Raw genomic sequence first — 21,832 nt, 5'->3', positions numbered from 1 at the left:
TAGGTTCATAAAGCTTATTAGCCTAACATTTTTAAGTATCTTGCTGTTAAAACTTGTAAGGGAAGATAGAGCAATTGCAACGGAGAGTGTAAAGTATATTTTTAATATATATCTACAACAAGAAACAAGGGGGTTTTGTAGATAGCTTGTTTTCTTTCATCCTTACAGAACTGTCATCTTTATGTAAGGTTATAAGATAGTTACTTTACTGTTTCCATGTAATAATAAGAGCATAAGAAATAACGAGAAATTTTTTAGAGATTATAGGAGCGTGTTAATAATGATCGTAACAACAACTAATACTATTCAGGGTAAAGAAATTATTGAGTATGTAGACATCGTAAACGGTGAAGCAATTATGGGTGCAAATATCGTACGTGATATCTTCGCTTCTGTTCGTGATGTTGTCGGTGGCCGTGCTGGCTCATATGAAAGTAAATTAAAAGAAGCTCGTGACATTGCAATGGAAGAAATGAAACAACTTGCGACGCAAAAAGGAGCAAATGCAATTGTTGGTATCGATGTAGACTACGAAGTGGTTCGCGACGGAATGTTAATGGTTGCGGTAAGCGGTACAGCTGTACGTGTGTAAATATATAGAAAAGTAGCACCTCATTGGTGAACTGCACCTCCAATTGTTAGACATAACTAACAATTAGAGGTGCAGTTTTTTTATGGCCAAATATTCTTTGAAAACAAAATTAGATGCATAGATAGCACTCGTTATTAATGATTTTCCTAATAACCATTTCGTTTTAGCGTACGATAAATGGTGGTTCTATCAACATTTAAAAAATCAGCAATTTCCTGTTTCGTTTTTCCTTGATCAAGTAACTCGAGTATCAAATCAGTTTTAGACTTATTGATTTTAGGAGTTCTCCCCAGTTTCCCGCCATTTTCTACATATTTAATACGTCCAGCCTGTGTTCGCTCCAGTATATAGTTTCGTTCAATATCAGCAAATAAAGATAAGATTGTAACCATTACTTTAGTAGTCATGTCATCTTTCTTACGAGTATCAATGTTATCATTAATAGCGATGACCCCAACATCGTTTTTGATAAGTTTTTCATGAGTACGGATCATATCAGAAAGATTTCTTCCTAAACGATCTAATTTATAGACAATAAGTGTGGCCCCTATTTTTTGATAATAATTGCTTAACATAGATTTAACGCACAACTATTTATAATAATGAAAATGAGGTGATTAAGGTATGAGAATTCTTGTTGTTGAAGATGAGTTGGATCTACAGGAAGCTATCGCTGAGGGACTTAGAATAGAAGGGTATGCGGTTGATACCTGTAGTAATGGTAAAGATGCTTATGAACTGGCGTACGTTGAAAATTATGACTTAATAATACTTGACTTAAATCTTCCGAAAATGGACGGATTAAAGGTTTTAGAAAAGTTAAGAGAAGAAAATAAAGAATTAAAAGTCTTAATCCTTAGTGCAAGAAGTAGCGTAAATGACAAAGTTAAAGGTTTAGATATTGGTGCGAATGATTATTTAACTAAACCATTTGCCTTTGCGGAATTGGAAGCAAGAATAAGAAATTTATTAAGGCGAAAATTTGTGCAGGAAAATAGCCTTTTATCTTGCGGTAATATAAATATTGATTTATCAAAACGCACCGCATTTGTGGATGAAAAAGAACTGATACTCACAAAAAAAGAATTCGCATTGCTTGAATACTTTCTGCTTAATCAAGAACGAGTTGTTAGTCAAGAAGAATTGATTGAACACATTTGGGATGGAAATGCCGATAGCTTTAGTGGTGCTATTCGAGTTCATATAGCTACATTACGAAAAAAAATGAAAGCTCTTTTAGATTATGATCCGATACGTACAAAGATTGGTGAGGGTTATTTTATTACTAAAAATGATGGTGACGCTTGATGTTTAAAAAAATTCCAATTCGGCTGCGACTTACTGCAGTGATGATAATTTTATTAATGATTTGTTGTATAGGGCTTACATTAATTTTAAATTTTTATGCTGGTATAATGGCAACAAGAATTGATGCAGCCTCTGTATTACCTGCACTAGAAGTTGGTGAAGATAGAAATGTTATTGACAATCACCAAACGCCACCAAATGTCATGATGGCTATACCAACTGAAGATGCACAAAAAGCAAGAACGGATTTTCAGTTTGAAAGTGTTTTTTATATGCTTTTAGTCATTTTCGGTGGTGGCGTATTGACATACTATGCATCGGGCAAAGTGTTAAAACCACTGGATACACTAAATAGTCAAATTAAGAATAGGACTGTGCATAATCTATCAGAAACGATGAACATTCCACCAACCAATGATGAAATAGCTGAGTTAACGCAGTCTTTTAATGAAATGACGGATAAGCTAAACGATGCTTTTATGATGCAAAGTCGCTTTTCTGCAAATGCGGCCCATGAACTCCGAACGCCACTTGCGGTTTTAAAAACAAAGCTTGATGTATTTAAAAAGAAAAACGCACATTCTATAGAAGAATATGATGCACTCATTAACGTTTTTGAAAAGCAAACACAACGATTATCTGAGCTTGTATTTACCCTTTTGGATATGACAAATATGAATGATGCATTTGAGGATGGAACCATCTGCTTGAAGGATGTTTTTGAAGATATTGTTTCCGAACTTTCTCATATTGCTGATGAACAAGAGGTTAAACTATATTTGGATTGCGCTGATAGTGTTGTTTACGGAAATACAGATTTACTTTATCGAGCGTTTTATAACCTTGTTGAAAATGGTATTAAATACAATATCGACGGTGGTAAGGTAATGATTAAAGTTAAATCGGATAAAAAGCAGGTAATGGTTGAAATTAAAGACACGGGAATTGGTATCCCCGATGAGGAAAAAAAGAATATATTTGAGCCGTTTTACCGAGTGGATAAATCACGCTCTCGTGAATGGGGTGGCTCAGGCTTGGGACTTTCCATTGTGCAAAATATCATAACCAAGCACAATGGAAACATCGTAGTTACCGATAATGAGAACGGCGGTACTTGTTTCGAAATTACACTTGGTAAAATAAAATAAGAAAATGAAAAAGGCTTTGAATGGTTGTTAAACCTGTTTATTTAAAGCCTTTTTTGTGAATTTTTAAGAAGTGTTTCTCTTAACAAGGATTTAACATGGATTTTTATATACTGGTAACATCAAATAGAAAGGATGCAGGCAAGCAGGCTCAATTGTAATATTATAGAATCTATCTATCGTATGGTAGAGGTTAAAAACATTCTAGGAGGAATTTAATATGAAGAAAAAATTAATAATTGCTACACTTGTGCTAGGGGTATCTGTTGTTGGAGGATCTGCATATGCTGCGAGCAACAACGACATGTGGGAAAATACTAAGTCCAGTGAAACTGTCAACTTAGAAGAAATGGCTAATGAAAAAGGGATCACGTTAGATGAACTAACTGCTCAGCTTGAAAAAGAAGGAAAGCTGACAAAAGCTGCTGAAACAACTGTGGCTACCGAAATAGCGGCAGATTCAAAATCCAGTGAACCTGTCAACTTAGAAGAAATGGCTAAAGAAAAAGGGGTCACGTTAGATGAACTGATTGCTCAGCTTGAAAAAGAAGGAAAGCTGACAAAAGCTGCTGAAACAACAGAGGCCAAGCAAGTAGAAACAAGCAATAAATAATATATAGAGTAACTGGAGCTGTCACAAAAGTAAACTTCTGCTAAGAGGGAGCTTTTGAAACAGCTCTGTTGTTCGTGAGAAGAGAAAAAAATATGGAGATCAAGAGTACAAACTAACCGTTATCGGTATTTATAATGCGGGGTATGATGATTTCTTTGAATAGCAAGAAAGTGGAATCCATCTTATATGAGGTGGTCTTTTTTATTCGTAAGGTGTCATATAGGGGTACGGAAACGATTCTGGGTATGAGGGGCCACTTTGGGATTTAATTACAAATATAAAAGAACTTTATTCAAGTTCTTTTAACCTACGATACAGAGCGGCCTGACTCACTCCTGTAATTTGGCATATTTCTTTAACAGTTTTATTGGTATGCTTCCTTAATTCAATCGCATGATTCATACCTGGGTGCTTATCCGTGTATTTCTTCAATCTTCCTCTATACACTCCTTTTTGTTTCGCTAACTTTATTCCCGCACGTTGTTTTTCTCTAATCATTTCTCGATCTAGTTCACTAAAGGCAGACATGACAGTTAAAAAGAATTTTCCTGTTGGAGTTCTAGTGTCTATTCCTAAATTTAAAATCGCAAAGTGAACATCCTTTTCCCGAAGTTGTTCTACTAATTGTAATAACTGAATGGTATTTCGACCTAAACGATCCATTCTAGTTACGACCAAAGTATCCCCAGTAGTTAGTTTTGAAAGTATAGAGTCTAACTCTGGCTTTTGTTTTGTTACTCCACTTATTTTCTCTTTTATAATTTCATCTACTCCATATTTCATGAGCTGTTCAATCTGTGTATCTAAATTTTGATCTTGTGCACTTACACGAGCGTATCCATAGATCATTTTTATCCCTCTTTTTGTATGTATTTTTGATAAGTGTTATTGAGAGTCTCTGAGACTAATAATATAAAGGAAAAGATTTCTTCTCAATAGGATACACTCTATTGAGAACGAGGAATTTAAACAAAGTTCTCTTTATGGGCTGATTGCTTTATTTATAATTTAAATTATTAGCCTTTTGTTTTTGTATTTTTTTCCAGAGAGACCCCTCATGCCTTGAATTGTTTCCGTACCCCTTATATAACTGTACATGTAAATCGTTTTGGAGAATATCGTATTGATTCTAACCGAAAAACACCCTAACTCCCGTTTGATGTAGTAAATAGGTAAGCGTAAAGCCATCGTTAAAGAAGGGAAGTACTGTATACCTGGACTCCATTTTGATCAAACTTTTTCAAAATGGAGTTTTTGATGTTTGTTCTTAAATAAGGATTCGTTATTTCCTTATAATCAAACCGTATTACAATGCTACATGAATCGATAACATAGAATAACAAACTATTATAAAGATATACAAAATGAAATTAGTATCTATCAACATATCTTTATTTGGATATGTAATTCCACATATCCAAATAAAGGGGATTAGTATGCAGAGTATGTTTGAATTATATTAATAATATTTAATTGCAATTAAAATATTTCTTTGTAGATTAAAATAGCTATTTTTTTACCAGAACCATCAAGTTGTAACTATTATAATTACTTAAGAGAAATTAAATAGTAATTATAGAAGTATAATATATTCACTTGCATTAATACGCTATAATTGAATTATTGAATGTAATCGACAAAATTCTACTATTTACGCATTAAAAGTTTAATGTTTTAATAAAGGTGTAATTGGTATGACCATTAAGAAAGGAGAAGATTATACGAATAAAAGTGTAGTAAAGTTGCAAGTTGCAGTATAGCAATAATACAGTTTGATCTCCTTAGAGCATAGAATGGTTAAAAGTCTTAATATTCCGTCTATTTAACTTAAAAAGCCAATTCTAAACTCACAGGAGTATCATATCCGTAAAAAATTAGTATCTTAATTTTTTATGAGAACTTACTAGTAGCCTAGACAAAATTTAATAGGATAGGGGAGAGAAAAATGAGATTAAAAGTTTTAGCAACAACAGGACTAGCTTTAACGTTAGGACTAACAAGTATAGGAACCAATGTAACACCTACTTATGCAGCTGTGAGTGAGGCACATATGGCAAGTATTGCTCAAAGTATTGAAAGTCAAAAGGATCTATATTCATCTAACAATATGTTTAAGTTTGCATCATTTAATACTACAGGCTTCCAAATAACTTCACAAGAGAAAACGTTGAAATCAATTGACTATGCAGTAAATGATAATAGTGGTAATTCAGATCCTTCAACAAGAAAATCACCTACTAAATCGCATGCTCAAACAGACTCACTAACAGTGAATGCAAGTACTGAATTTAGTGTGGGAACCGAATTTTCAGCATCTGCTAAAATCCCAGGAATTGCAGATGTTACTGCAAAAATGACAGCAGGATTTAAAGCAAGTGCAGGAATTTCTAAGCTTACATCAGAGACTAAAACATTAACTTATGGCGGCGATGAAATCGTAGCAAAACCAAATCAGACTGTACGTGTTGACTACTTTCTAGAAGAAATAACTACTTCAGGCAACATGAATACTGGTACTAGAATAACTGAGATTGGTGATAATCTGAAAGTAGATAAAATAGATGAATCAACCTTTAATGATGCTTCACGTGGCCTGATATCAATCGAGGAATATGTACCAGGACATTTATCAGGTGAAGATGTGTATAACACATTTAAACGCATTGAAGAGATGAATAAACAGGCTCCTATTCAACTGTTCAGAACAGATGGTAGTGGTATTGATGTAGGAGCCATACCTAAAGGGAAATTTTCAGATTACTTTTTCATGGATGATGTAGCTAAAACTGTATCTACTGTTGGATCAAAGGCAAGCTTTAATGGAGTAGCCGGAACAGGATTAACTGCCAAAACCTCAACTATTGATCCTGTAACAAATGCTCAAACTACCATTGCCGAAGAACAAATTCAACAACCATAATGAATTGGCCACGAATTGTGGCCTTTTTTATTTTGTTAATTGTATCATGTGTAAACCGATAATAGAGTTGTTTAATTTTGTTATAAAAATATAAGAGCCTTGCTACAATCTAGCGTGTAGTAAGGCTCTTTAAAGTTGTTTAATCTCTATACATTTAAAAGGTATTTGTACTTAAAATTCATTAATAAAGTTGTTTAATTCTTATTGAACTAAAGCACCCGTTTCTTTAAGTGTAATATTTCAAAATCCTTCCTAAAAAAATATCGGACTATCTTTTTAGATTGAAACATAAAAACTAAACTTTGTACTACAACTAAAATTTAAAATACTGTGTTACTAAATAGAGGTGTTGTAGCTATAAAAATCTTCTTACCTACTTTATTACATCAATTACTAGGGGAATGGAACTACGGTATACTTAAGCCATCCGGTACGTTTTAATGTCCTTATATCTCTAAATTCTCCATCCTTTCCGACTACAAAAAGAATATTGTTTTCAGGATAATCTTCATCTGAATAAGTCACTGAATTTTGTTCGTAAGATACCACCTGTACATTTAAAAAATACTTCCCTTCACACAACACTTTACTTTCTTTAAAATCGTTTAAAATATCACTGGCTTTCGGGATTGTATTTTTATTTTCGTAGACATTAAACTTATAATGAAAATTAATAACTGACTCATTGTTCAAAGGATACAACGATTCATTTTCATCGCTTGTTAGTGATGGTAATAATGAATTGGTGTCTATTTTTTCTTTCTTTCTAAGGTCATCAATTAGCCTTTTTTTTTGATCTTTTTCAATATTAAAATCAAGATAATAATTTTTTGAAGGTTTATCCATTAAATGATATTTTTCGATAATCTGATTGGACGCCTTGATAATTTCAGGATGTTGTTGAATATATGCTTCTTTAAATAGTTGTAAATAAACATCGTCACTTTCGTCAGGAATAAATTGATTTGTTTCTTGATTAAAGGCTAATGTGAGATTTACATGATAAGGTTTATAGATTTCTACATAACCATACTTACTTTCACCACGCTCACCATCATTTTTAGCACTTAGTATGTTGTAGTTCTTTATTCCGTAGTTTTCCAAATGATTTTTAACATTCTCTTCTACAAATTTTTTGGGGATTTCGCAGCCCGTTAACAAAAGGAGCAAAAAAGCAATTATAATAGCAAGATGTTTTTTAAACAATTTCAAATACATAACCAAAACCTCTCATCAATTTTGATATTATTTCCTTTTAAATTCTCCATTTCATATAGTAACACCTTCTTGCACTAAACTGCACCGTTAGTGCAAGAAGGATTTTTAAACAACTATATTATTTTTTAAATGACTTTATTGTAAATTAAACAACTTTATTATCTCTGCACATCATGAGAAATCCAATGAAAACAGAATATTTATAATAGCGTGCCGCCGCATGGCTATCAAAATACAAAACGTAACAAAAATGAGGGTTTATGTTACATAATACACTCAAAAAAGTCTTTTGGAAAATAATGTATCATTATGAACTAGTTTTACACGTATCTCGGCTGAATCTAATATTCCCACTTGCTATATTTAAAAGAAAAAAATGTGAGGAGAGAAGAACATGCAAAAAATTCTTTTAGTAAATTTAGTAGCATTTGCAATACTAACGAGTATGTCTTTTGAACATGACGAAGTCGCAACGAATTCTAAAGAAGAAACTGAAGAGGTGGATTTAATGTCTATCTTTCCATATGAGTATTAACAAACCATCCCAATTAGGTAAATCCTATTGGGATGGTTTATTGAACCTGGTATAACGGTACTTCAAGGTGTCCCATATGACTTGTTTCAAAATAGGAGAGTAGAGTATGAGGAAAATAGGTTACGTACGAGTAAGTTCTGTTGATCAGAATCCAAAGAGACAATTACAACAAATGAAGGAAATATGACAGTGAAACAAAGTTGTGAAATTACCAATGTTTCAAGATCAGCTTTATATAGGAAACTACAAGACAAAGTATAATAAAAATCACCCGCTAAAATTGGGAATTTTTTCAGATGTGGCGGGTTATTCTTTGAATCGTTTCCGTACCCCTTTTAAACATCAGATCCCTAAAAGTGTAAAATATTTCTTTTTTTGTCAATCAGCCGAATATTAACACTTACATAAAAATCACTTATAAATTTCACATCTGAAAAATGAAATTATACATATTTTCATTTTAAATTACAATTCTGTAAATATATAAGTTACAATTGTTATGTAGACACTCTCTGAGTCTCCTAAGTATCTATTTTTCGATACGAAGTCTTTTTATAGACTTCGTTTTTTTTTTTAAAACGAAAGTAAACTTTTACCCATTAGTTTACATTCGGTTTCTTGATTTTATAGCAAATCACTCATTTTCTCCAAAATCAATAATAAAAGTATACATTCAAAACACTGTAAACAAACAATTTAGGGATACTTACTACTAGTTCACATAAATCTCGTTATCGAAAATCAAAAACATTCGAATTCTATTATGTTGCCTTCAGGATTTAGCTCATGACTTCTAACTTTCTTAAATAGAGGTAATACCAGTACACCCACATATAAGGGATGATATAGGAAAAAATGTCCAAATAATATTCCAGCCGTTACCATATACGATTTCTCCACTTAAAACTAATGTCATTTCAAGAAGGGTAGTAAATAGGGATATGAAAAAGACCATCAAGTAAGGTCTTTTGGTTTTCTTTATAAAGAATATCAAGTAACTTGCCAAAATCGGATAAAGTCCTATATTAAAGGGTAAAGCAGACAAAGTTTTTTGATCAAGGAAAGGAGCAATCCTCCAAAAACCACAATAAAAGCCGAATTCATTTACGACAAAAGCAACGACACAAAAGAATGAGCCAATCAGAGGGATAATTCTTCTCTCTTTTTTGTAAAGGTGAAGAATTCCAACAGTCCAAGGTAACACAAATGCAATTAGAATATTAAATAGCATCTTGACTCTACCTTCCTTTCCTTATAACCATCTTCACCTTACTCCTTATAATTTAAACTAAAATGATAATTACAATCAACTGAGTTATGATTGGGGTCCCGCCACATTGCCATCAAGCTAAGAAATGCATTGTTCCCCAAAACGAAAAAAATGAACTAAATTCCCATGGATAACTATAAAGGGGTCCCGCCAACCAAATGACATAAAACCCATGCTAATACATTTTATGGAAAATAAAAAGCCGATTTTCCTACGTTAAGGAATTTCGGCATGTATGTTTTATCTTCGGAGTGGTCGTAATGATTCTAAAGTAGTTGATTGCTTAAATTTAAATTTATACTAGGTGTTTTTGCCCATCCCCCCGAAAAGGGGGGATAAGACAAAATATCATAGAATCATTCAGTATCCATATCTTCTTCAGATGAATATAAGAGGTTCGAAGTTAATTCTTACTTAAATACAGGCTTTATATTCTGTCATGATATTATTGATAATTGTTTTGACTGGTAGTATTTCCTTAATTTCATGCACTCTTGCTCCAGCAAAAACAAGACCATTCTCACAATCACCATCCATTGATGTTATCAAAGAATCTAGCGTACAAAAACGATAAGAACAATTTTTTAGGCAATTAATGCACTTCTTTATTTTTATCTTTTTATCATCAGCTATCAGTTCAGTGAAGTTATTCTTAATTGCACGACCTTGAAGACCTACAGTTGTTTTCAGCAGCATAGTATCTTTCGTTCGAGCATGTACATATTTTTCTTTAAATGATAAGGGTGCGTCACACTCATCACTTGCAACAAATCTCGTCCCCATTTGTACTCCAGAGGCCCCCATACTTAAGGCACGAGCAAGATCTTTTCCAGTCATAATTCCTCCAGCAGCAATTACGGGAATTTTAACCGCTGCAACTACTTCAGGTAATATATCGAATAAAGGTCTTTCGGTTCCAAGGTGTCCCCCGGCTTCATGACCTTCTACAACAACTGCAGCTGCACCCAGGCGTTCAGATAATTTAGCAAGCTTCGCTGAAGAAACAATTGAAATAACTGGTATACCGGCCTTTTTGCCCCAAGTATACATATCTCTTGAAATCCCAGCACCTGATATGATGAAATCAACTTTTTCTTCAATGGCCGCTTTCATTTTTTCAGCAAAATCATTCATCGCGAAAAGAACGTTTACTCCAATATAGCCGGCATTCTGTACCTTTTCCTTCGCCGTCCTTATATGTAGTCTCATTTCGTCGATGGAAATTCCAGTTCCTGATATAATTCCAATTCCTCCAGCATTTGCAACAGCAGATGCAAGTTTGCTTAATGAAATACCTACGCCCATACCTCCTTGCATAATTGGAACCTTTGGCATCATATGACCGATTTTTAACTGTGGAAAGTTCAAGTAAATACCCCATTTCATTACTGTTTTTAGAATGGACCGTTAAAGCTCCCTTAGTGTAACATAGCGTTTCGAATGGAAACCAGGAAATTAATACCTACTCCTAGTAGTTTGTGGTGTTTTTTTGTTGTTTTTCACAAAATGTTCGAATAATATTCTATAAATCTTGAACTTTAAAATTATGACCTAGTTTTACGCGTATCTCGGCTGAACCTCCTATAACTTCCAAAAATGTCTTATCGTGGGTTTTATGTCATTTGGTTGGCGGGGCCCCATCGCTATCAAGCTAAGATTTTGCACTATCCATAAAGCAAAAAAGACGTTATCCTTTCTGTAAAATCATAGGAAAGGATGGCGTTTTTTATGGATCTTTCGATTCTTGACGAACTTCAACCGATTCTTGACGAACTTCAACCGATTGTTGAAGAATTACAACGACATATGTCTCCTCATGTTCTAGAACACTTAGCTAAAGAAAAAGGATTCGTTCATCGAAAGAGTAAATATCAAGCAAAGGAATTAGTTGCTTTATGTGTATGGCTTAGCCAACAGGTTGCAAGTACATCACTCACACAATTATGTAGCTGTCTTGAAGTATCTACAGGTGTTCTTATCAGCCCTGAAGGGCTTAACCAACGATTTAATGCTTCCGCAGTACAGTTTCTTGAACAAGTTCTAGCTAACCTTCTAACTCAAAGAATTCATTCAACACAAGAAATAATTCATCAATACACCAAGACCTTTAAGCACATTCGGATTCTAGATTCTACAACATTTCAGCTTCCAGATAAGTTTTCTTCACATTATCAAGGTTCGGGTGGAAGTAGCCATACGGCAGGAGTCAAAATTCAATTAGAGTATGACTTATTGAGTGGGAAGTTCCTGCACGTTTATGTAGGAGAAGGAAGAGAAAATGATAAAACCTTTGGTTCAACAAGCCTACAAACCATTCGACCAAAAGACTTGTATATAAGAGATTTAGGCTATTTTGACTTACATGACTTACAGAATATCCATGATAAAGGAGCTTACTATATCTCACGTTTGAAATTAAATTCTCGAATCTATCGTAAGAATGATAAGCCAGAGTATTTTCGAAATGGGACCCTGAAGAAAGGGTCACTCTATATTCAGTTAGATATGGAAGAACTCATGAATCAATTGTCCCCTGGTCAAACAATGGAGATTTCAGAGGCATACATTGGACAGTATCAAAAATTACCAGCTCGTGTTATTATTCATCGATTAACAAAAGAACAAACAGAGAAAAGGTTGAAGGAACAAGCCAAAAAAGAAAAGAAGAAAGGTATTACCTACAAAGAACGAAGTAAACGGTTGAGTGGGATCAACGTGTATATTACGAATCTTTCTACAGAAAATGTTCCAACGGAACATATCCATGACTTGTATTCATTACGCTGGCAAATTGAAATTTTGTTCAAAACATGGAAATCTTTTTTTCAAATTGACAGGTGCAAAGAAATTAAGAAAGAACGCTTAGAATGCCATTTATATGGGCAACTCATTAGTATTTTACTCTGTTCATCGACGATGTTCAAAATGCGTCAGTTACTCTTAGATAAGAAAAAGAAAGAGTTAAGTGAATACAAATCCATCTATATGATAAAGAATTATTATCTTTTGTTTTATGAGGGACTACAGAAGGGCATCCATGAATTATTAAAAATTTTATTGCGTTTGTTTTACCTGTTAGAAAAAAACGGACGAAAATCTCACCGTTACGAAAAGAAAACAGTCTTTGATATCTTAGGTGTTGTGTATGATTGTACGTTGTCACAAAGTTTCCAAGTTGCATAATATTTTTAAAAACACCTATTTAATAGGTTTATTTGTTATACACATCTTTAGTGTAGTCGTAGAAATTTCAAAAAACACATTCACATATACCCTCTTGTCCCCCTTAGCTTGATGGGTATGGGGTATTTGTATTTCTTAGCTTGAGGGCAATGTGACGATACCCCAATTAGTAATAATGTTTGATTATGTGAACGAAAAGTCTTTTCAAATCTTCTGAAGGGACTTTTTCTAGTTTTCCAGATAAATTGACTGCTGATAAGTGGTGTTATGTTAACTTCACATGTAGAGGATATACAAAACAAAAATATTTTTTAGGCGTAAAAACATATAGGATATATGCAGTGACTGATAACCAGAACGTACTATTCAGGAACACATGAAATATATATAGTACAGGCTCAATGAAATTATGATTCTATTGCTTTTGGGGGAAGATATATGCCAAAAAAAGTTCTTCTGTTTACAGATTTAGGAATTGATGATGCCTTTGCTGTTCTGTATACCTTTTTCCGTAAAGATATCCAACTTGTAGGGATTGTAGCTGATTATGGAAATGTATCAAGAGAGAATGCTATAAGAAATATTAACTATTTAAAGTATATTGGGGGAAAGGAAGAGATACCTGTATTTTTGGGTGCTTCTGTACCTTTAACAGGCATATTGGTCCAGTATTTTCCTGAAGTACATGGGAAAGTGGGATTAGGACCTATCATCCCGCCTGAGATTTCTTATCCGACTTACCCTATCAATGATATTTATCGGATTATAGATTCTAATTTAGATGACCTCATAATTATTAATTTGGGAAGGCTCTCTTCGTTGGCGACGGCATTTGTCCTAAATTTAGAAACAATGCGGAACGTGAATGAATACATTTGTATGGGCGGAGCTTTTTTTTATCCTGGAAACGTGACTGCTGTGGCTGAAGCTAACTTTTATGCAGACCCTTATGCAGCAAACTTAATTCTGCAGCATGCAAAGAATTTGACAATTATTCCGTTAAACGTCACCCAACACGCGATTGTTACACCCGAAATGGTCCAACAAATCGACGCGTTTCACCGTAATACACAGGACCTTGCAGGGCTTATCATCAAGCCCATGTTAGATTATTATTATAATTTTTACTCTAAATCGAACCCTGGTATAAGGGGAAGTCCTATGCATGATTTTGTAACAATGTGGTATTTGTTGAACCCAGATGCAGTTCTTCTTTCAAAAGTACCCATCAAAGTAATTCCTGATCAAGGAGAAGGATTCGGTCAAAGTATTGCAGATTTTCGTTTTATGACAAATCCGGGTTATAAAATACATAATGTCGCTTTTCAGTTCAATTACGAAAGTTTTAAGAGAGATATCATGGAAACATTCTTAAGGAAGAGACTGTAGCATATCCTAAGTAAACTTCAGATAACGGAAATTATGTAAAAAAGCTAGCATGAATCTAGCTTTTTCTTTTTTGATCACGGGTGTTCTAATATCTTTATTCATCATGTTTTAAATGTATACTTTTGCTAGTGTTTTTGAAGAAAATAGATGAAGTGAAATAAAGTCAATGAAATCAACAAAATGAAAGTAAACTAATATTCATTAGTTTACTTTCGAATTTTGTTTAATTTACAATTAATTTTGTAGTAAATTTATCCGAAAAACATTTACCTTTTTGAACAAAATAAAAAGAAGAATCCAAATCGATTCTTCTTTTGTAATACTTTAGATAGTGATACGTTTGATGTTATTTTCCTTGTACAGATGCACCGTTAGGACCAGTAACATTTTCAGCTATTTTTTTACCGTTAGGATCTATTGTAAGTTCAAATTCTAAAGGTTCACCTACTGTTAGGTTCTTAAGACCCTTGGAATATATTTGTGTATGATGAACAAAGATATTCTCTTCACCACTATCTGCTTTGATAAAACCATACCCTTTTTCCACTTGAAACCATGAACAAACACCTGTAGTTTTCATTACAATTCCTCCTTGGATCATATAAAAGATTGATAGTTGTTAATTTGATGCTATTTGAACCATATTAAGTATATGTTATTAGCTGATAGTCTAATATTGAGAAATATATGGTGTGCAAACCGAACAACATGGATTTACAACTATTTTTGTGATACATCTCCCTATATAGATATAACTGTTACTTATGCCCTAATAGAAGATAAAAAGGTATAAGCTTGCATAAAATAGAAGTGATATCTTGGTACGTAGTAATTATTAAATTAAAGGGGAGAGATAAGGATGGATACTAATAAATCAAATAGTTCTGAAAACAAATTACAATTTTTGGATATTGACATAATTGATACGAAAAGTGCAAAAGAAGGTAATAAAGTTAAAATAGAAGGTAATAAAGTTACAATAGAACCGTACCTACATATGCAACCTGGAGATAGAATTGAAGTTGTTTGGAGTGGTCGTACAATCGACTATACGATAGATGAAGATGACGTTAATAACACGATTGAAATTGAAGTTCCATTCGCTGATGTTAAAGAAATAAAGGATGGAAGTGTTCCCGTATATTATCGTATTACTGATAGGGCGGGTAATACTAGTGGTCTTAAAGAATAAAAAAACAAGGCAAGCTTCGTGCTTGCCCTTTTCTATTTTCCCTTAAACCCATGTGGCGTATATTGATACTCTCGATCACTATGAATCTTGTGATAAAATCAAAGATTTGAAAGTAAACTAATGGCTAAAAGTTTACTTTCAAATTTATAATAAAAAATAAAAAGAACCTGTAGAAATTACTACAAGCTCTTTTGAGATAATGGCAATAATACAACTGTTTTTTATTAGTTTGCTATTTCATACTTTTGTAAAACTCATTTTCACTATATGAACATTAAACATGTTTTAATATTTTTACCTTTCGAAACACTTTACAGACGTATCAAGGATTCTTTTTATCTTTAAATGTATGAAAATGTAAAATATTACAAAAAATATACCTTTTGGAACTGTGAAATATCTAAGGGTTTTCTGAAGGGATTCTTTTAGATTCCTAGATACATTGAATACCGATAATGATGGGTTATGTTAACCATACATTTATACAGTATATATGTGAAAAATGTTTTGGAGTGAATATATTTTTTTAATAGTACCGTTTATATTTGAAAATGTGAAATTGGGCTTAATTGTATGATTCTATTGTGGTTTTCATAGGCGTTTTCCTTATACTTATATTTGGAAGGTTCATATGTTGTGGTGTAGGTATTTAGAAAAGTTGTTTTTTCTATAAGGTAGGTGAGAACTATGAGCAAATTTAAAAAGAATAGATGTATACCGTTTCAATGTTGTTTCCCTTTACCTGAAATTGGTCCAACAGGAATAACAGGAATAACAGGAATAACAGGAGCAACAGGACCACCAGGTCCAACGGGAGCAACAGGTTCGACAGGAGCGACAGGACCATCAGGTGGTCCACCAGGTCCGACGGGGGAAACAGGTTCGACAGGAGCAACAGGACCATCAGGAGAAATAGGTCCAACGGGAGCAACAGGTTCGACAGGAGAGACGGGACCATCAGGTGGTCCACCAGGTCCAACGGGAGCAACAGGTTCGACAGGAGCGACAGGACCATCAGGTGGTCCACCAGGTCCGACGGGGGAAACAGGTTCGACAGGAGCAACAGGACCATCAGGAGCAACCGGATTACAAGGACCAACGGGAGCAACCGGATTACAAGGACCAACGGGGGAAACCGGATTACAAGGACCAACGGGAGCAACCGGATTACAAGGACCAACGGGAGCAACCGGATTACAAGGTCCAACGGGGGAAACCGGATTACAAGGACCAACGGGAGCAACCGGATTACAAGGACCAACGGGAGCAACCGGATTACAAGGACCAACGGGAGCAACCGGATTACAAGGACCAACAGGAGCAACCGGATTACAAGGACCGACAGGGGCAACCGGATTACAAGGACCAACGGGAGCAACCGGATTACAAGGACCAACGGGAGCAACCGGATTACAAGGACCAACGGGAGCAACCGGATTACAAGGACCAACAGGAGCAACCGGATTACAAGGACCAACGGGAGCAACCGGATTACAAGGACCAACAGGAGCAACCGGATTACAAGGACCGACAGGGGCAACCGGATTACAAGGACCAACAGGAGCAACCGGATTACAAGGACCAACGGGAGCAACCGGATTACAAGGACCAACGGGAGCAACCGGATTACAAGGACCAACAGGAGCAACCGGATTACAAGGACCGACAGGGGCAACCGGATTACAAGGACCAACAGGAGCAACCGGATTACAAGGACCGACAGGAGCAACCGGATTACAAGGACCGACAGGAGCAACCGGATTACAAGGACCAACGGGAGCAACCGGATTACAAGGACCAACAGGAGCAACCGGAACGGTATTAGATTTTGCGGATTTTTATGCTTTGATGCCCCCTGATAATGCTGCAACAGTTGCAGTCGGTGGAGACGTAGATTTTCCAAGAGACGGACCTTTTAATGGGGCGGGGATTGCACGTACTGGTGCTGATACATTTAATTTGTCTGCAATCGGTAGTTATCAGGTCTTGTTTCAGGTGAGTGTGACCGAAGCGGGTCAACTAGTTTTAACTCTTAATTCGGGAGCAGGAGCTGTTGAATTAGCTTATACGGTAGTTGGTCGAGCAACGGGTACTTCTCAGATAGTAGGAATGGCTCTTGTGCAAACATCAGTCATCAATTCAATACTTACTGTACGAAATCCTGCTAGCGAATCCACAGCACTAACCATTACTCCTCTGGCTGGAGGAACAGAGTCTGTTTCAGCACATCTTGTTATTACGCGACTTAGATAAAAGCGAAAAATAGAATTGCATAGGTTGTAGGCTATAACTATGAAGTTAAGGGAAATGTTATAAAAGTCCCTTTAAATCTTTTGAGGGAATTTTTATAGGTTTTTAGATATAGTGATTTCTTCTAAAGAAAACTATGTAAAAAAAGCTAGCATAGATCTAGTTTTTTAGATGTTCTAATCTCTTTATTTTTCATATTTTGAATGTAAACTAATGATAAAAAGTTTACATTAGAACTTACAATTGAAATTTCAGCATACAATGCTATGAACATTTACAATATAACCTTGGTCGGTTAATAAGAAAAAAAGAACATGTAGAAATTACTACATGTTCTTTTTGAGGTGATTAATTTTTAAATATTCCGTATCTTCTAGACTTTTCTTAGTGTATAGTTGTGTCCTTCTGTTTCTTTTCCCACATTTCAACAGCAAAGTTCATGAGCTCTTCCTGTGTTAACTTTTCTTCTTTAATATCACCGAAAATGCCCGAACCAACATATTTCAGGTTCTGTTGCAAAGTTTTTAAAAGTAAGCTAAACTTTTTCAAAACAGAGCGAGGAGAATCACAAATGAGATATTTTAAAGGAAAACAATTTAAGAAAGATATTATTTTAGTAGCCATCGGCTACTATTGTCGTTTTTCTTTAAGCTATCGCGATGTATCTGAACTTTTGAGAGAGCGTGGCATATCGGTTCATCCAACAACTATTATGCGTTGGGTCCATGAATATGGAAATTTGATCTATCAAATCTGGAAAAAGAAAAACAAAAAGGTACAATCATCGTGGAAATTAGATGAAACTTATATAAAAGTGAAAGGAAAATGGCGTTATTTATATCGTGCGATCGATAAGGATGGATATACATTGGATATTCAACTTCGAAAACAAGAGATCATCAGGCAGCATATGCCTTTATGAAAAGATTGGTGAAGGCTTTTGGAGAACCAACGGTTCTTACAACGGACAAAGCCCCAGCGCTACTTTGCACGTTTAACAAATTAAAAGAACAAGGTTTTTATAGACGTACAACTCATTGTACAGTCAAACATTTGAACAATCTCATTGAACAAGACTATAGACATGTAAAAAGGCGTTTTGCCAAATCCACAGGATTTCAAAGCCTTCGTCATGCTTCACGTACCTTGAAAGGTATTGAAACCGTTCATGCTCTATATAAACGAAAACGAAGTTTGCAACAACCAAGCTTCGTTTTTTCGACGTATAATGAATTACAACAATTACTAACGATTGAATAAAACCCATCTGCAATCATACCAACTTTTTCTCTGTTAAGAAACTTTGCAACAGAACCCGGTCGTTTATGGCACTTGAGTGGTTACACTAATTCACTAAATATATCGCCTTCTATTCGTTATAGTTTTCAAAATAACTATTTACATATAATTTACATTAGTGTACTATCTATCTAGTACACTAATACAGAGGAGGAAAAAAATGAAAACTGAGTTTTCTCCTAATATCCCCATTTATGTTCAGGTAATGGAATACCTCAAAAAAGAAATTGTAACAGGACGTTTGGCACCAGGTGACAAAATTCCTGCTGTACGTGAATTAGCGGGTGAATTACAAGTGAATCCAAATACAATTCAACGTACATTTCAAGAGTTAGAACGGGAAGGTATTGCTGAGACACGTAGAGGAACAGGGAGATTTGTAACAATTAATGAAGAAATAATTACAGAGCTACGTAAAGAAATGGCAAAAGAGTTGCTTAATAATTTTATAAATGGAATGAATAACTTAGGATTTTCGGAAGAAGAAATTCTCTCAATACTCCGGTCTTCTTTGGAAAAGAAAAGGGAGGAAAACGAATGAAAGAAGTATTGAAAATTGAAAATTTATGGAAAAGATATAATTTAAAAACAGTGATTCAAGATGTAAGTTTAACAATATCAGAAGGGAAAATTATCGGTCTTGTTGGTAATAATGGTAGTGGAAAAACGACATTATTAAAAATGATTTCTGGTTTACGGCTTCCTTCTAAAGGAAGTATTGCAATTGGCGATAAAAAGGTGGCATTAGAAAAAAAAGAAATCGTTTCATTTATGCCCGATAGTCCTGTTTTTGAAAAGTGGATGACTGTAAAAGATGCTGTGTTGTTCTATCGAGATATGTATGCTGATTTTGATTTACAACAAGCAATGGATTTAATAGTCGAGTTTAAAATACCTCTAGAAGAGAACATAAGCATCTTATCAAAAGGAACAACAGGAATATTACAGCTTATATTAACTTTTTCAAGGAAAGCAAAGTTATATGTATTAGACGAACCATTAGGTGGGATTGATCTTATTTCTAGAGAGCATGTATTAGATTTAATTCTTAACTTTTATCGTGAAGATAGTACCATTCTTATTTCGACCCATTTAATAGAGGAAATTGAAAATATATTTGACGAGGTAATCTTTTTGAAAGACGGGGGTATTGTATTGCATGAAAACGTAGAAGAAATTCGTTTTCGCTATGGAAAAGCAGTACATGAGTTATTTAAGGAGGTTTTTGAGAGATGAATCCACTTTTTCGCTATTTATTTAATTGTAATAGAAAAAAGATAGCCGTCTTTTATTTTGGATTTATTACTATTTCGTTGCTTTTTTTATTTAATATGTTGGGACTATCGAAGGTAACAGATCAACTTACAAAGGATATAACATTAGGTATATTTATGTTAATCATAGGTTGCACTGCATTCCTACTTCTTTTAATAGCATTGCCTACTTTTAATAAAATGCTAAAAAATTCCATGATTCGTTATACAGCCATCTCAGGAAAAAAATATATTTATGCAAATTTATTCTTCTTCACATTAATGTTTATTCTTTTATTAGTAATAGGTCTGATTTTTTTATATTATTTTTCTCAAGGTTCCTATGGAGGAAAAGTAGTCGGGGGCTACCAACAAGAATTTCATAAGTTATATGCATATGGATTTATTCATCACGTACTTTCTGTTTTTTTATGGGGAATCGATTTCATGAGTATATTAGTTTCCTGTTATTTCATCATGGTAATTACAAAACTGATTCCTATAAAATCCTCACTGAAGAAGATGATTTTATCCATCATCTTCTTGGCTTTATTTTTAACAATCCAAACATTCCTACTGGATTTTTTAAGTGAATTAGAGAAATATGTAATCACCATAAAGAGTACGGGGTTCATAGATAAAAACGGCTTTATTGACACATCATTGTACCCTAGTGAAGGATTCACTATTTTAGATGTATGTTTTACTTGCTTGTTCATAATTGTCCTAACAGCTATTACAGGTCGTATCATGGATAAAAAATTAGAATTATAAAGCTCCACTTTAAAGGTAGAATATATTTAGGAGGAAAAAATGAGAACAACTAATCCAATATTAAAAAAAGACAAATTTCATAAAGAGAAGACAAATGCTTCTACGATGACTATTGGCGGAACGATAGGAAAAACATTCGTTTTGCTTATCTTACTTCTTGCAACATCTGTCTATTCATACGTACAGATGACACAAGGGACAATGAAAATACCCGTGTTAATTGGAATTATAATAGTTACTCTAATTGTCGCTTTTGTAGTTATATTCATTCCGCGCATATCCCCAATTTGCGCACCGATTTACGCAGTATTACAAGGTGTTTTATTAGGAAGTATTTCAGCATATTATACAATGCGTTTTGGTGATTCTATCGCTTTAACTGCCGTATTACTAACAATTTCAATTTTATTTGCCATGTTAGTGTTATACGCAACTCGAATAGTAAAAGTAACTAAAAAGTTTCGTGCGGTTGTAACGGTTGCAACACTTGGAATTTTTATTATGTATTTAATCGTTTTCTTATTGGGCATCTTAGGGGTGACTGTTCCATATATTCACCAGGGTGGGACAATTAGTATCATCATAAATGCAATTGTAATTGTTGTTGCTGCATTAGATTTATTACTAGATTTTGATTCAATTGAAAATGGTACTCAGAGTGGAGCGCCAAAGTATATGGAATGGTACAGCGCAGTAGGGCTTATGATGACATTAGTCTGGTTATACTTGGAGATCCTTCGTCTGGTTTCTTACATTATGAAAAACAAAGACTAGAAAACATCCTGCATGGTTCAAACATGCGGGATGTTTTTGGTATCTCTAATTATCGATTAGACAAATATAACAAACAATAAATATATGATGTTGCTGTACAAAAAGTCCAACCCATAC

20 protein-coding genes and 2 pseudogenes are annotated in these 21,832 nt (G+C 34.3%); 16 read left to right on the top strand and 6 right to left on the bottom strand.

The genetic code is table 11. The features are described 5' to 3' along the window. The first annotated feature begins 280 nt into the window (after positions 1 to 280). A complete protein-coding gene (locus tag ACE38F_RS26530) occupies positions 281 to 592 on the top strand; it encodes a heavy metal-binding domain-containing protein (RefSeq protein ID WP_044441243.1) in 312 nt (103 codons plus the stop codon). 146 nt (positions 593 to 738) lie between these two features. Here ACE38F_RS26530 and ACE38F_RS26525 read toward each other — a convergent pair whose 3' ends face one another. Beyond that, the gene (locus ACE38F_RS26525; protein WP_375370963.1) at positions 739 to 1,167 is read right to left on the bottom strand and encodes a recombinase family protein; all 429 of its coding nucleotides are present in this window, start codon (positions 1,165 to 1,167) and stop codon (positions 739 to 741) included. Positions 1,168 to 1,216: 49 nt separating this feature from the next. Here ACE38F_RS26525 and ACE38F_RS26520 point away from each other — a divergent pair, with 49 nt between their 5' ends. The 3 genes from ACE38F_RS26520 to ACE38F_RS26510 all read left to right on the top strand — a co-directional run bounded on the left by ACE38F_RS26520 (position 1,217) and on the right by ACE38F_RS26510 (position 3,658). Next, positions 1,217 to 1,900 (top strand): response regulator transcription factor, encoded by a 684-nt coding sequence (locus tag ACE38F_RS26520; protein ID WP_098058846.1) that lies wholly within the window; start codon positions 1,217 to 1,219, stop codon positions 1,898 to 1,900. Further along, entirely contained in the window at positions 1,900 to 3,048 is a 1,149-nt protein-coding gene (locus tag ACE38F_RS26515; RefSeq protein WP_375370964.1) for a sensor histidine kinase, read from the top strand. The genes ACE38F_RS26520 and ACE38F_RS26515 overlap by 1 nt, the downstream gene beginning before the upstream one ends. Before the next feature lie 217 nt (positions 3,049 to 3,265). Then, entirely contained in the window at positions 3,266 to 3,658 is a 393-nt protein-coding gene (locus ACE38F_RS26510; protein ID WP_375370965.1) for a hypothetical protein, read from the top strand. Positions 3,659 to 3,946: 288 nt separating this feature from the next. Here ACE38F_RS26510 and ACE38F_RS26505 read toward each other — a convergent pair whose 3' ends face one another. Continuing rightward, positions 3,947 to 4,507, bottom strand: coding sequence for a recombinase family protein (locus tag ACE38F_RS26505; protein WP_375370966.1), 561 nt, complete (start codon positions 4,505 to 4,507; stop codon positions 3,947 to 3,949). A 1,096-nt stretch (positions 4,508 to 5,603) separates the two neighbouring features. Here ACE38F_RS26505 and ACE38F_RS26500 point away from each other — a divergent pair. Beyond that, complete coding sequence (locus ACE38F_RS26500; protein WP_375370967.1) at positions 5,604 to 6,578, top strand: ETX/MTX2 family pore-forming toxin; 975 nt, start codon at positions 5,604 to 5,606, stop codon at positions 6,576 to 6,578. Positions 6,579 to 6,971: 393 nt separating this feature from the next. On the opposite strand, the gene ACE38F_RS26495 is transcribed toward ACE38F_RS26500, so the two are convergent. Beyond that, positions 6,972 to 7,796 carry an RNA-binding protein gene (locus tag ACE38F_RS26495; protein ID WP_375370968.1) on the bottom strand — a complete coding sequence of 275 codons (825 nt, stop codon included), beginning with the start codon at positions 7,794 to 7,796 and terminating at the stop codon, positions 6,972 to 6,974. A gap of 394 nt (positions 7,797 to 8,190) precedes the next feature. On the opposite strand from ACE38F_RS26495, the gene ACE38F_RS26490 reads away from it, so the two are divergent. Further along, entirely contained in the window at positions 8,191 to 8,331 is a 141-nt protein-coding gene (locus tag ACE38F_RS26490) for a hypothetical protein (RefSeq protein ID WP_375370969.1), read from the top strand. A gap of 174 nt (positions 8,332 to 8,505) precedes the next feature. Further along, positions 8,506 to 8,592 (top strand): annotated as a pseudogene (locus ACE38F_RS26485) (helix-turn-helix domain-containing protein); the annotation flags it as partial. Positions 8,593 to 9,110: 518 nt separating this feature from the next. On the opposite strand, the pseudogene ACE38F_RS26480 reads toward ACE38F_RS26485, so the two are convergent. Next, a pseudogene (locus ACE38F_RS26480) lies at positions 9,111 to 9,562 on the bottom strand (CBO0543 family protein). Positions 9,563 to 10,015: 453 nt separating this feature from the next. Beyond that, positions 10,016 to 10,987, bottom strand: coding sequence for an NAD(P)H-dependent flavin oxidoreductase (locus ACE38F_RS26475; RefSeq protein ID WP_289359663.1), 972 nt, complete (start codon positions 10,985 to 10,987; stop codon positions 10,016 to 10,018). A 342-nt stretch (positions 10,988 to 11,329) separates the two neighbouring features. On the opposite strand from ACE38F_RS26475, the gene ACE38F_RS26470 reads away from it, so the two are divergent. Together ACE38F_RS26470 and ACE38F_RS26465 are read left to right on the top strand one after the other, a co-directional pair. Then, positions 11,330 to 12,784, top strand: coding sequence for an IS4 family transposase (locus tag ACE38F_RS26470; protein ID WP_375370970.1), 1,455 nt, complete (start codon positions 11,330 to 11,332; stop codon positions 12,782 to 12,784). 438 nt (positions 12,785 to 13,222) lie between these two features. Continuing rightward, complete coding sequence (locus ACE38F_RS26465) at positions 13,223 to 14,173, top strand: nucleoside hydrolase (protein WP_375370971.1); 951 nt, start codon at positions 13,223 to 13,225, stop codon at positions 14,171 to 14,173. A 346-nt stretch (positions 14,174 to 14,519) separates the two neighbouring features. Here ACE38F_RS26465 and ACE38F_RS26460 read toward each other — a convergent pair whose 3' ends face one another. After that, positions 14,520 to 14,753, bottom strand: a complete 234-nt coding sequence (locus ACE38F_RS26460) for a cold shock domain-containing protein (protein WP_375370972.1) — start codon at positions 14,751 to 14,753, stop codon at positions 14,520 to 14,522. 279 nt (positions 14,754 to 15,032) lie between these two features. Here ACE38F_RS26460 and ACE38F_RS26455 point away from each other — a divergent pair, with 279 nt between their 5' ends. The 7 genes from ACE38F_RS26455 to ACE38F_RS26425 all read left to right on the top strand — a co-directional run bounded on the left by ACE38F_RS26455 (position 15,033) and on the right by ACE38F_RS26425 (position 21,715). Continuing rightward, a complete protein-coding gene (locus ACE38F_RS26455) occupies positions 15,033 to 15,365 on the top strand; it encodes a hypothetical protein (RefSeq protein WP_375370973.1) in 333 nt (110 codons plus the stop codon). 687 nt (positions 15,366 to 16,052) lie between these two features. After that, positions 16,053 to 17,618 carry a hypothetical protein gene (locus ACE38F_RS26450; protein WP_462782500.1) on the top strand — a complete coding sequence of 522 codons (1,566 nt, stop codon included), beginning with the start codon at positions 16,053 to 16,055 and terminating at the stop codon, positions 17,616 to 17,618. A 568-nt stretch (positions 17,619 to 18,186) separates the two neighbouring features. Then, positions 18,187 to 18,875 (top strand): IS6 family transposase gene (locus tag ACE38F_RS26445; protein WP_375370974.1). Its coding sequence is split into 2 segments (ribosomal slippage): positions 18,187 to 18,505 and positions 18,505 to 18,875, totalling 690 coding nucleotides; the frame shifts between segments, so codons are not numbered across the junction. Between the two features lie 199 nt (positions 18,876 to 19,074). Beyond that, positions 19,075 to 19,455, top strand: coding sequence for a GntR family transcriptional regulator (locus ACE38F_RS26440; RefSeq protein ID WP_002191484.1), 381 nt, complete (start codon positions 19,075 to 19,077; stop codon positions 19,453 to 19,455). Beyond that, on the top strand, positions 19,452 to 20,150 hold the full coding sequence (locus tag ACE38F_RS26435; protein WP_375370975.1) for an ABC transporter ATP-binding protein: 699 nt from the start codon (positions 19,452 to 19,454) through the stop codon (positions 20,148 to 20,150). The genes ACE38F_RS26440 and ACE38F_RS26435 overlap by 4 nt, the downstream gene beginning before the upstream one ends. After that, positions 20,147 to 20,941: an ABC transporter permease gene (locus ACE38F_RS26430; RefSeq protein WP_375370976.1), complete on the top strand. Its 795-nt coding sequence runs from the start codon at positions 20,147 to 20,149 to the stop codon at positions 20,939 to 20,941. Before ACE38F_RS26435 ends, ACE38F_RS26430 begins: the two co-directional genes overlap by 4 nt. Before the next feature lie 39 nt (positions 20,942 to 20,980). Continuing rightward, positions 20,981 to 21,715, top strand: a complete 735-nt coding sequence (locus ACE38F_RS26425) for a Bax inhibitor-1/YccA family protein (protein ID WP_375370977.1) — start codon at positions 20,981 to 20,983, stop codon at positions 21,713 to 21,715. Positions 21,716 to 21,832: the final 117 nt, after the last annotated feature.

Origin of the sequence: Bacillus altaicus, assembly GCF_042136375.2 — a bacterium.
Lineage (GTDB): Bacteria > Bacillota > Bacilli > Bacillales > Bacillaceae_G > Bacillus_A > Bacillus_A cereus_U.
Note: the sequence above shows the minus strand (reverse complement) of the source record. Positions and strands in the feature narration are given on the sequence as shown.

What these genes read in the sequence shown, in the direction of transcription:
- ACE38F_RS26440 (WP_002191484.1), top strand. Translation starts at nt 19,075, where the DNA reads ATGAAAACTGAGTTTTCTCCTAATATCCCCATTTATGTTCAGGTAATG.
- ACE38F_RS26470 (WP_375370970.1), top strand. Translation starts at nt 11,330, where the DNA reads ATGGATCTTTCGATTCTTGACGAACTTCAACCGATTCTTGACGAACTT.
- ACE38F_RS26465 (WP_375370971.1), top strand. Translation starts at nt 13,223, where the DNA reads ATGCCAAAAAAAGTTCTTCTGTTTACAGATTTAGGAATTGATGATGCC.
- ACE38F_RS26520 (WP_098058846.1), top strand. Translation starts at nt 1,217, where the DNA reads ATGAGAATTCTTGTTGTTGAAGATGAGTTGGATCTACAGGAAGCTATC.
- ACE38F_RS26510 (WP_375370965.1), top strand. Translation starts at nt 3,266, where the DNA reads ATGAAGAAAAAATTAATAATTGCTACACTTGTGCTAGGGGTATCTGTT.
- ACE38F_RS26505 (WP_375370966.1), bottom strand. Translation starts at nt 4,507, where the DNA reads ATGATCTATGGATACGCTCGTGTAAGTGCACAAGATCAAAATTTAGAT.
- ACE38F_RS26455 (WP_375370973.1), top strand. Translation starts at nt 15,033, where the DNA reads ATGGATACTAATAAATCAAATAGTTCTGAAAACAAATTACAATTTTTG.
- ACE38F_RS26500 (WP_375370967.1), top strand. Translation starts at nt 5,604, where the DNA reads ATGAGATTAAAAGTTTTAGCAACAACAGGACTAGCTTTAACGTTAGGA.
- ACE38F_RS26475 (WP_289359663.1), bottom strand. Translation starts at nt 10,987, where the DNA reads ATGAAATGGGGTATTTACTTGAACTTTCCACAGTTAAAAATCGGTCAT.
- ACE38F_RS26450 (WP_462782500.1), top strand. Translation starts at nt 16,053, where the DNA reads ATGAGCAAATTTAAAAAGAATAGATGTATACCGTTTCAATGTTGTTTC.
- ACE38F_RS26425 (WP_375370977.1), top strand. Translation starts at nt 20,981, where the DNA reads ATGAGAACAACTAATCCAATATTAAAAAAAGACAAATTTCATAAAGAG.
- ACE38F_RS26490 (WP_375370969.1), top strand. Translation starts at nt 8,191, where the DNA reads ATGCAAAAAATTCTTTTAGTAAATTTAGTAGCATTTGCAATACTAACG.
- ACE38F_RS26430 (WP_375370976.1), top strand. Translation starts at nt 20,147, where the DNA reads ATGAATCCACTTTTTCGCTATTTATTTAATTGTAATAGAAAAAAGATA.
- ACE38F_RS26495 (WP_375370968.1), bottom strand. Translation starts at nt 7,796, where the DNA reads ATGTATTTGAAATTGTTTAAAAAACATCTTGCTATTATAATTGCTTTT.
- ACE38F_RS26435 (WP_375370975.1), top strand. Translation starts at nt 19,452, where the DNA reads ATGAAAGAAGTATTGAAAATTGAAAATTTATGGAAAAGATATAATTTA.
- ACE38F_RS26525 (WP_375370963.1), bottom strand. Translation starts at nt 1,167, where the DNA reads ATGTTAAGCAATTATTATCAAAAAATAGGGGCCACACTTATTGTCTAT.
- ACE38F_RS26515 (WP_375370964.1), top strand. Translation starts at nt 1,900, where the DNA reads ATGTTTAAAAAAATTCCAATTCGGCTGCGACTTACTGCAGTGATGATA.
- ACE38F_RS26460 (WP_375370972.1), bottom strand. Translation starts at nt 14,753, where the DNA reads ATGAAAACTACAGGTGTTTGTTCATGGTTTCAAGTGGAAAAAGGGTAT.
- ACE38F_RS26530 (WP_044441243.1), top strand. Translation starts at nt 281, where the DNA reads ATGATCGTAACAACAACTAATACTATTCAGGGTAAAGAAATTATTGAG.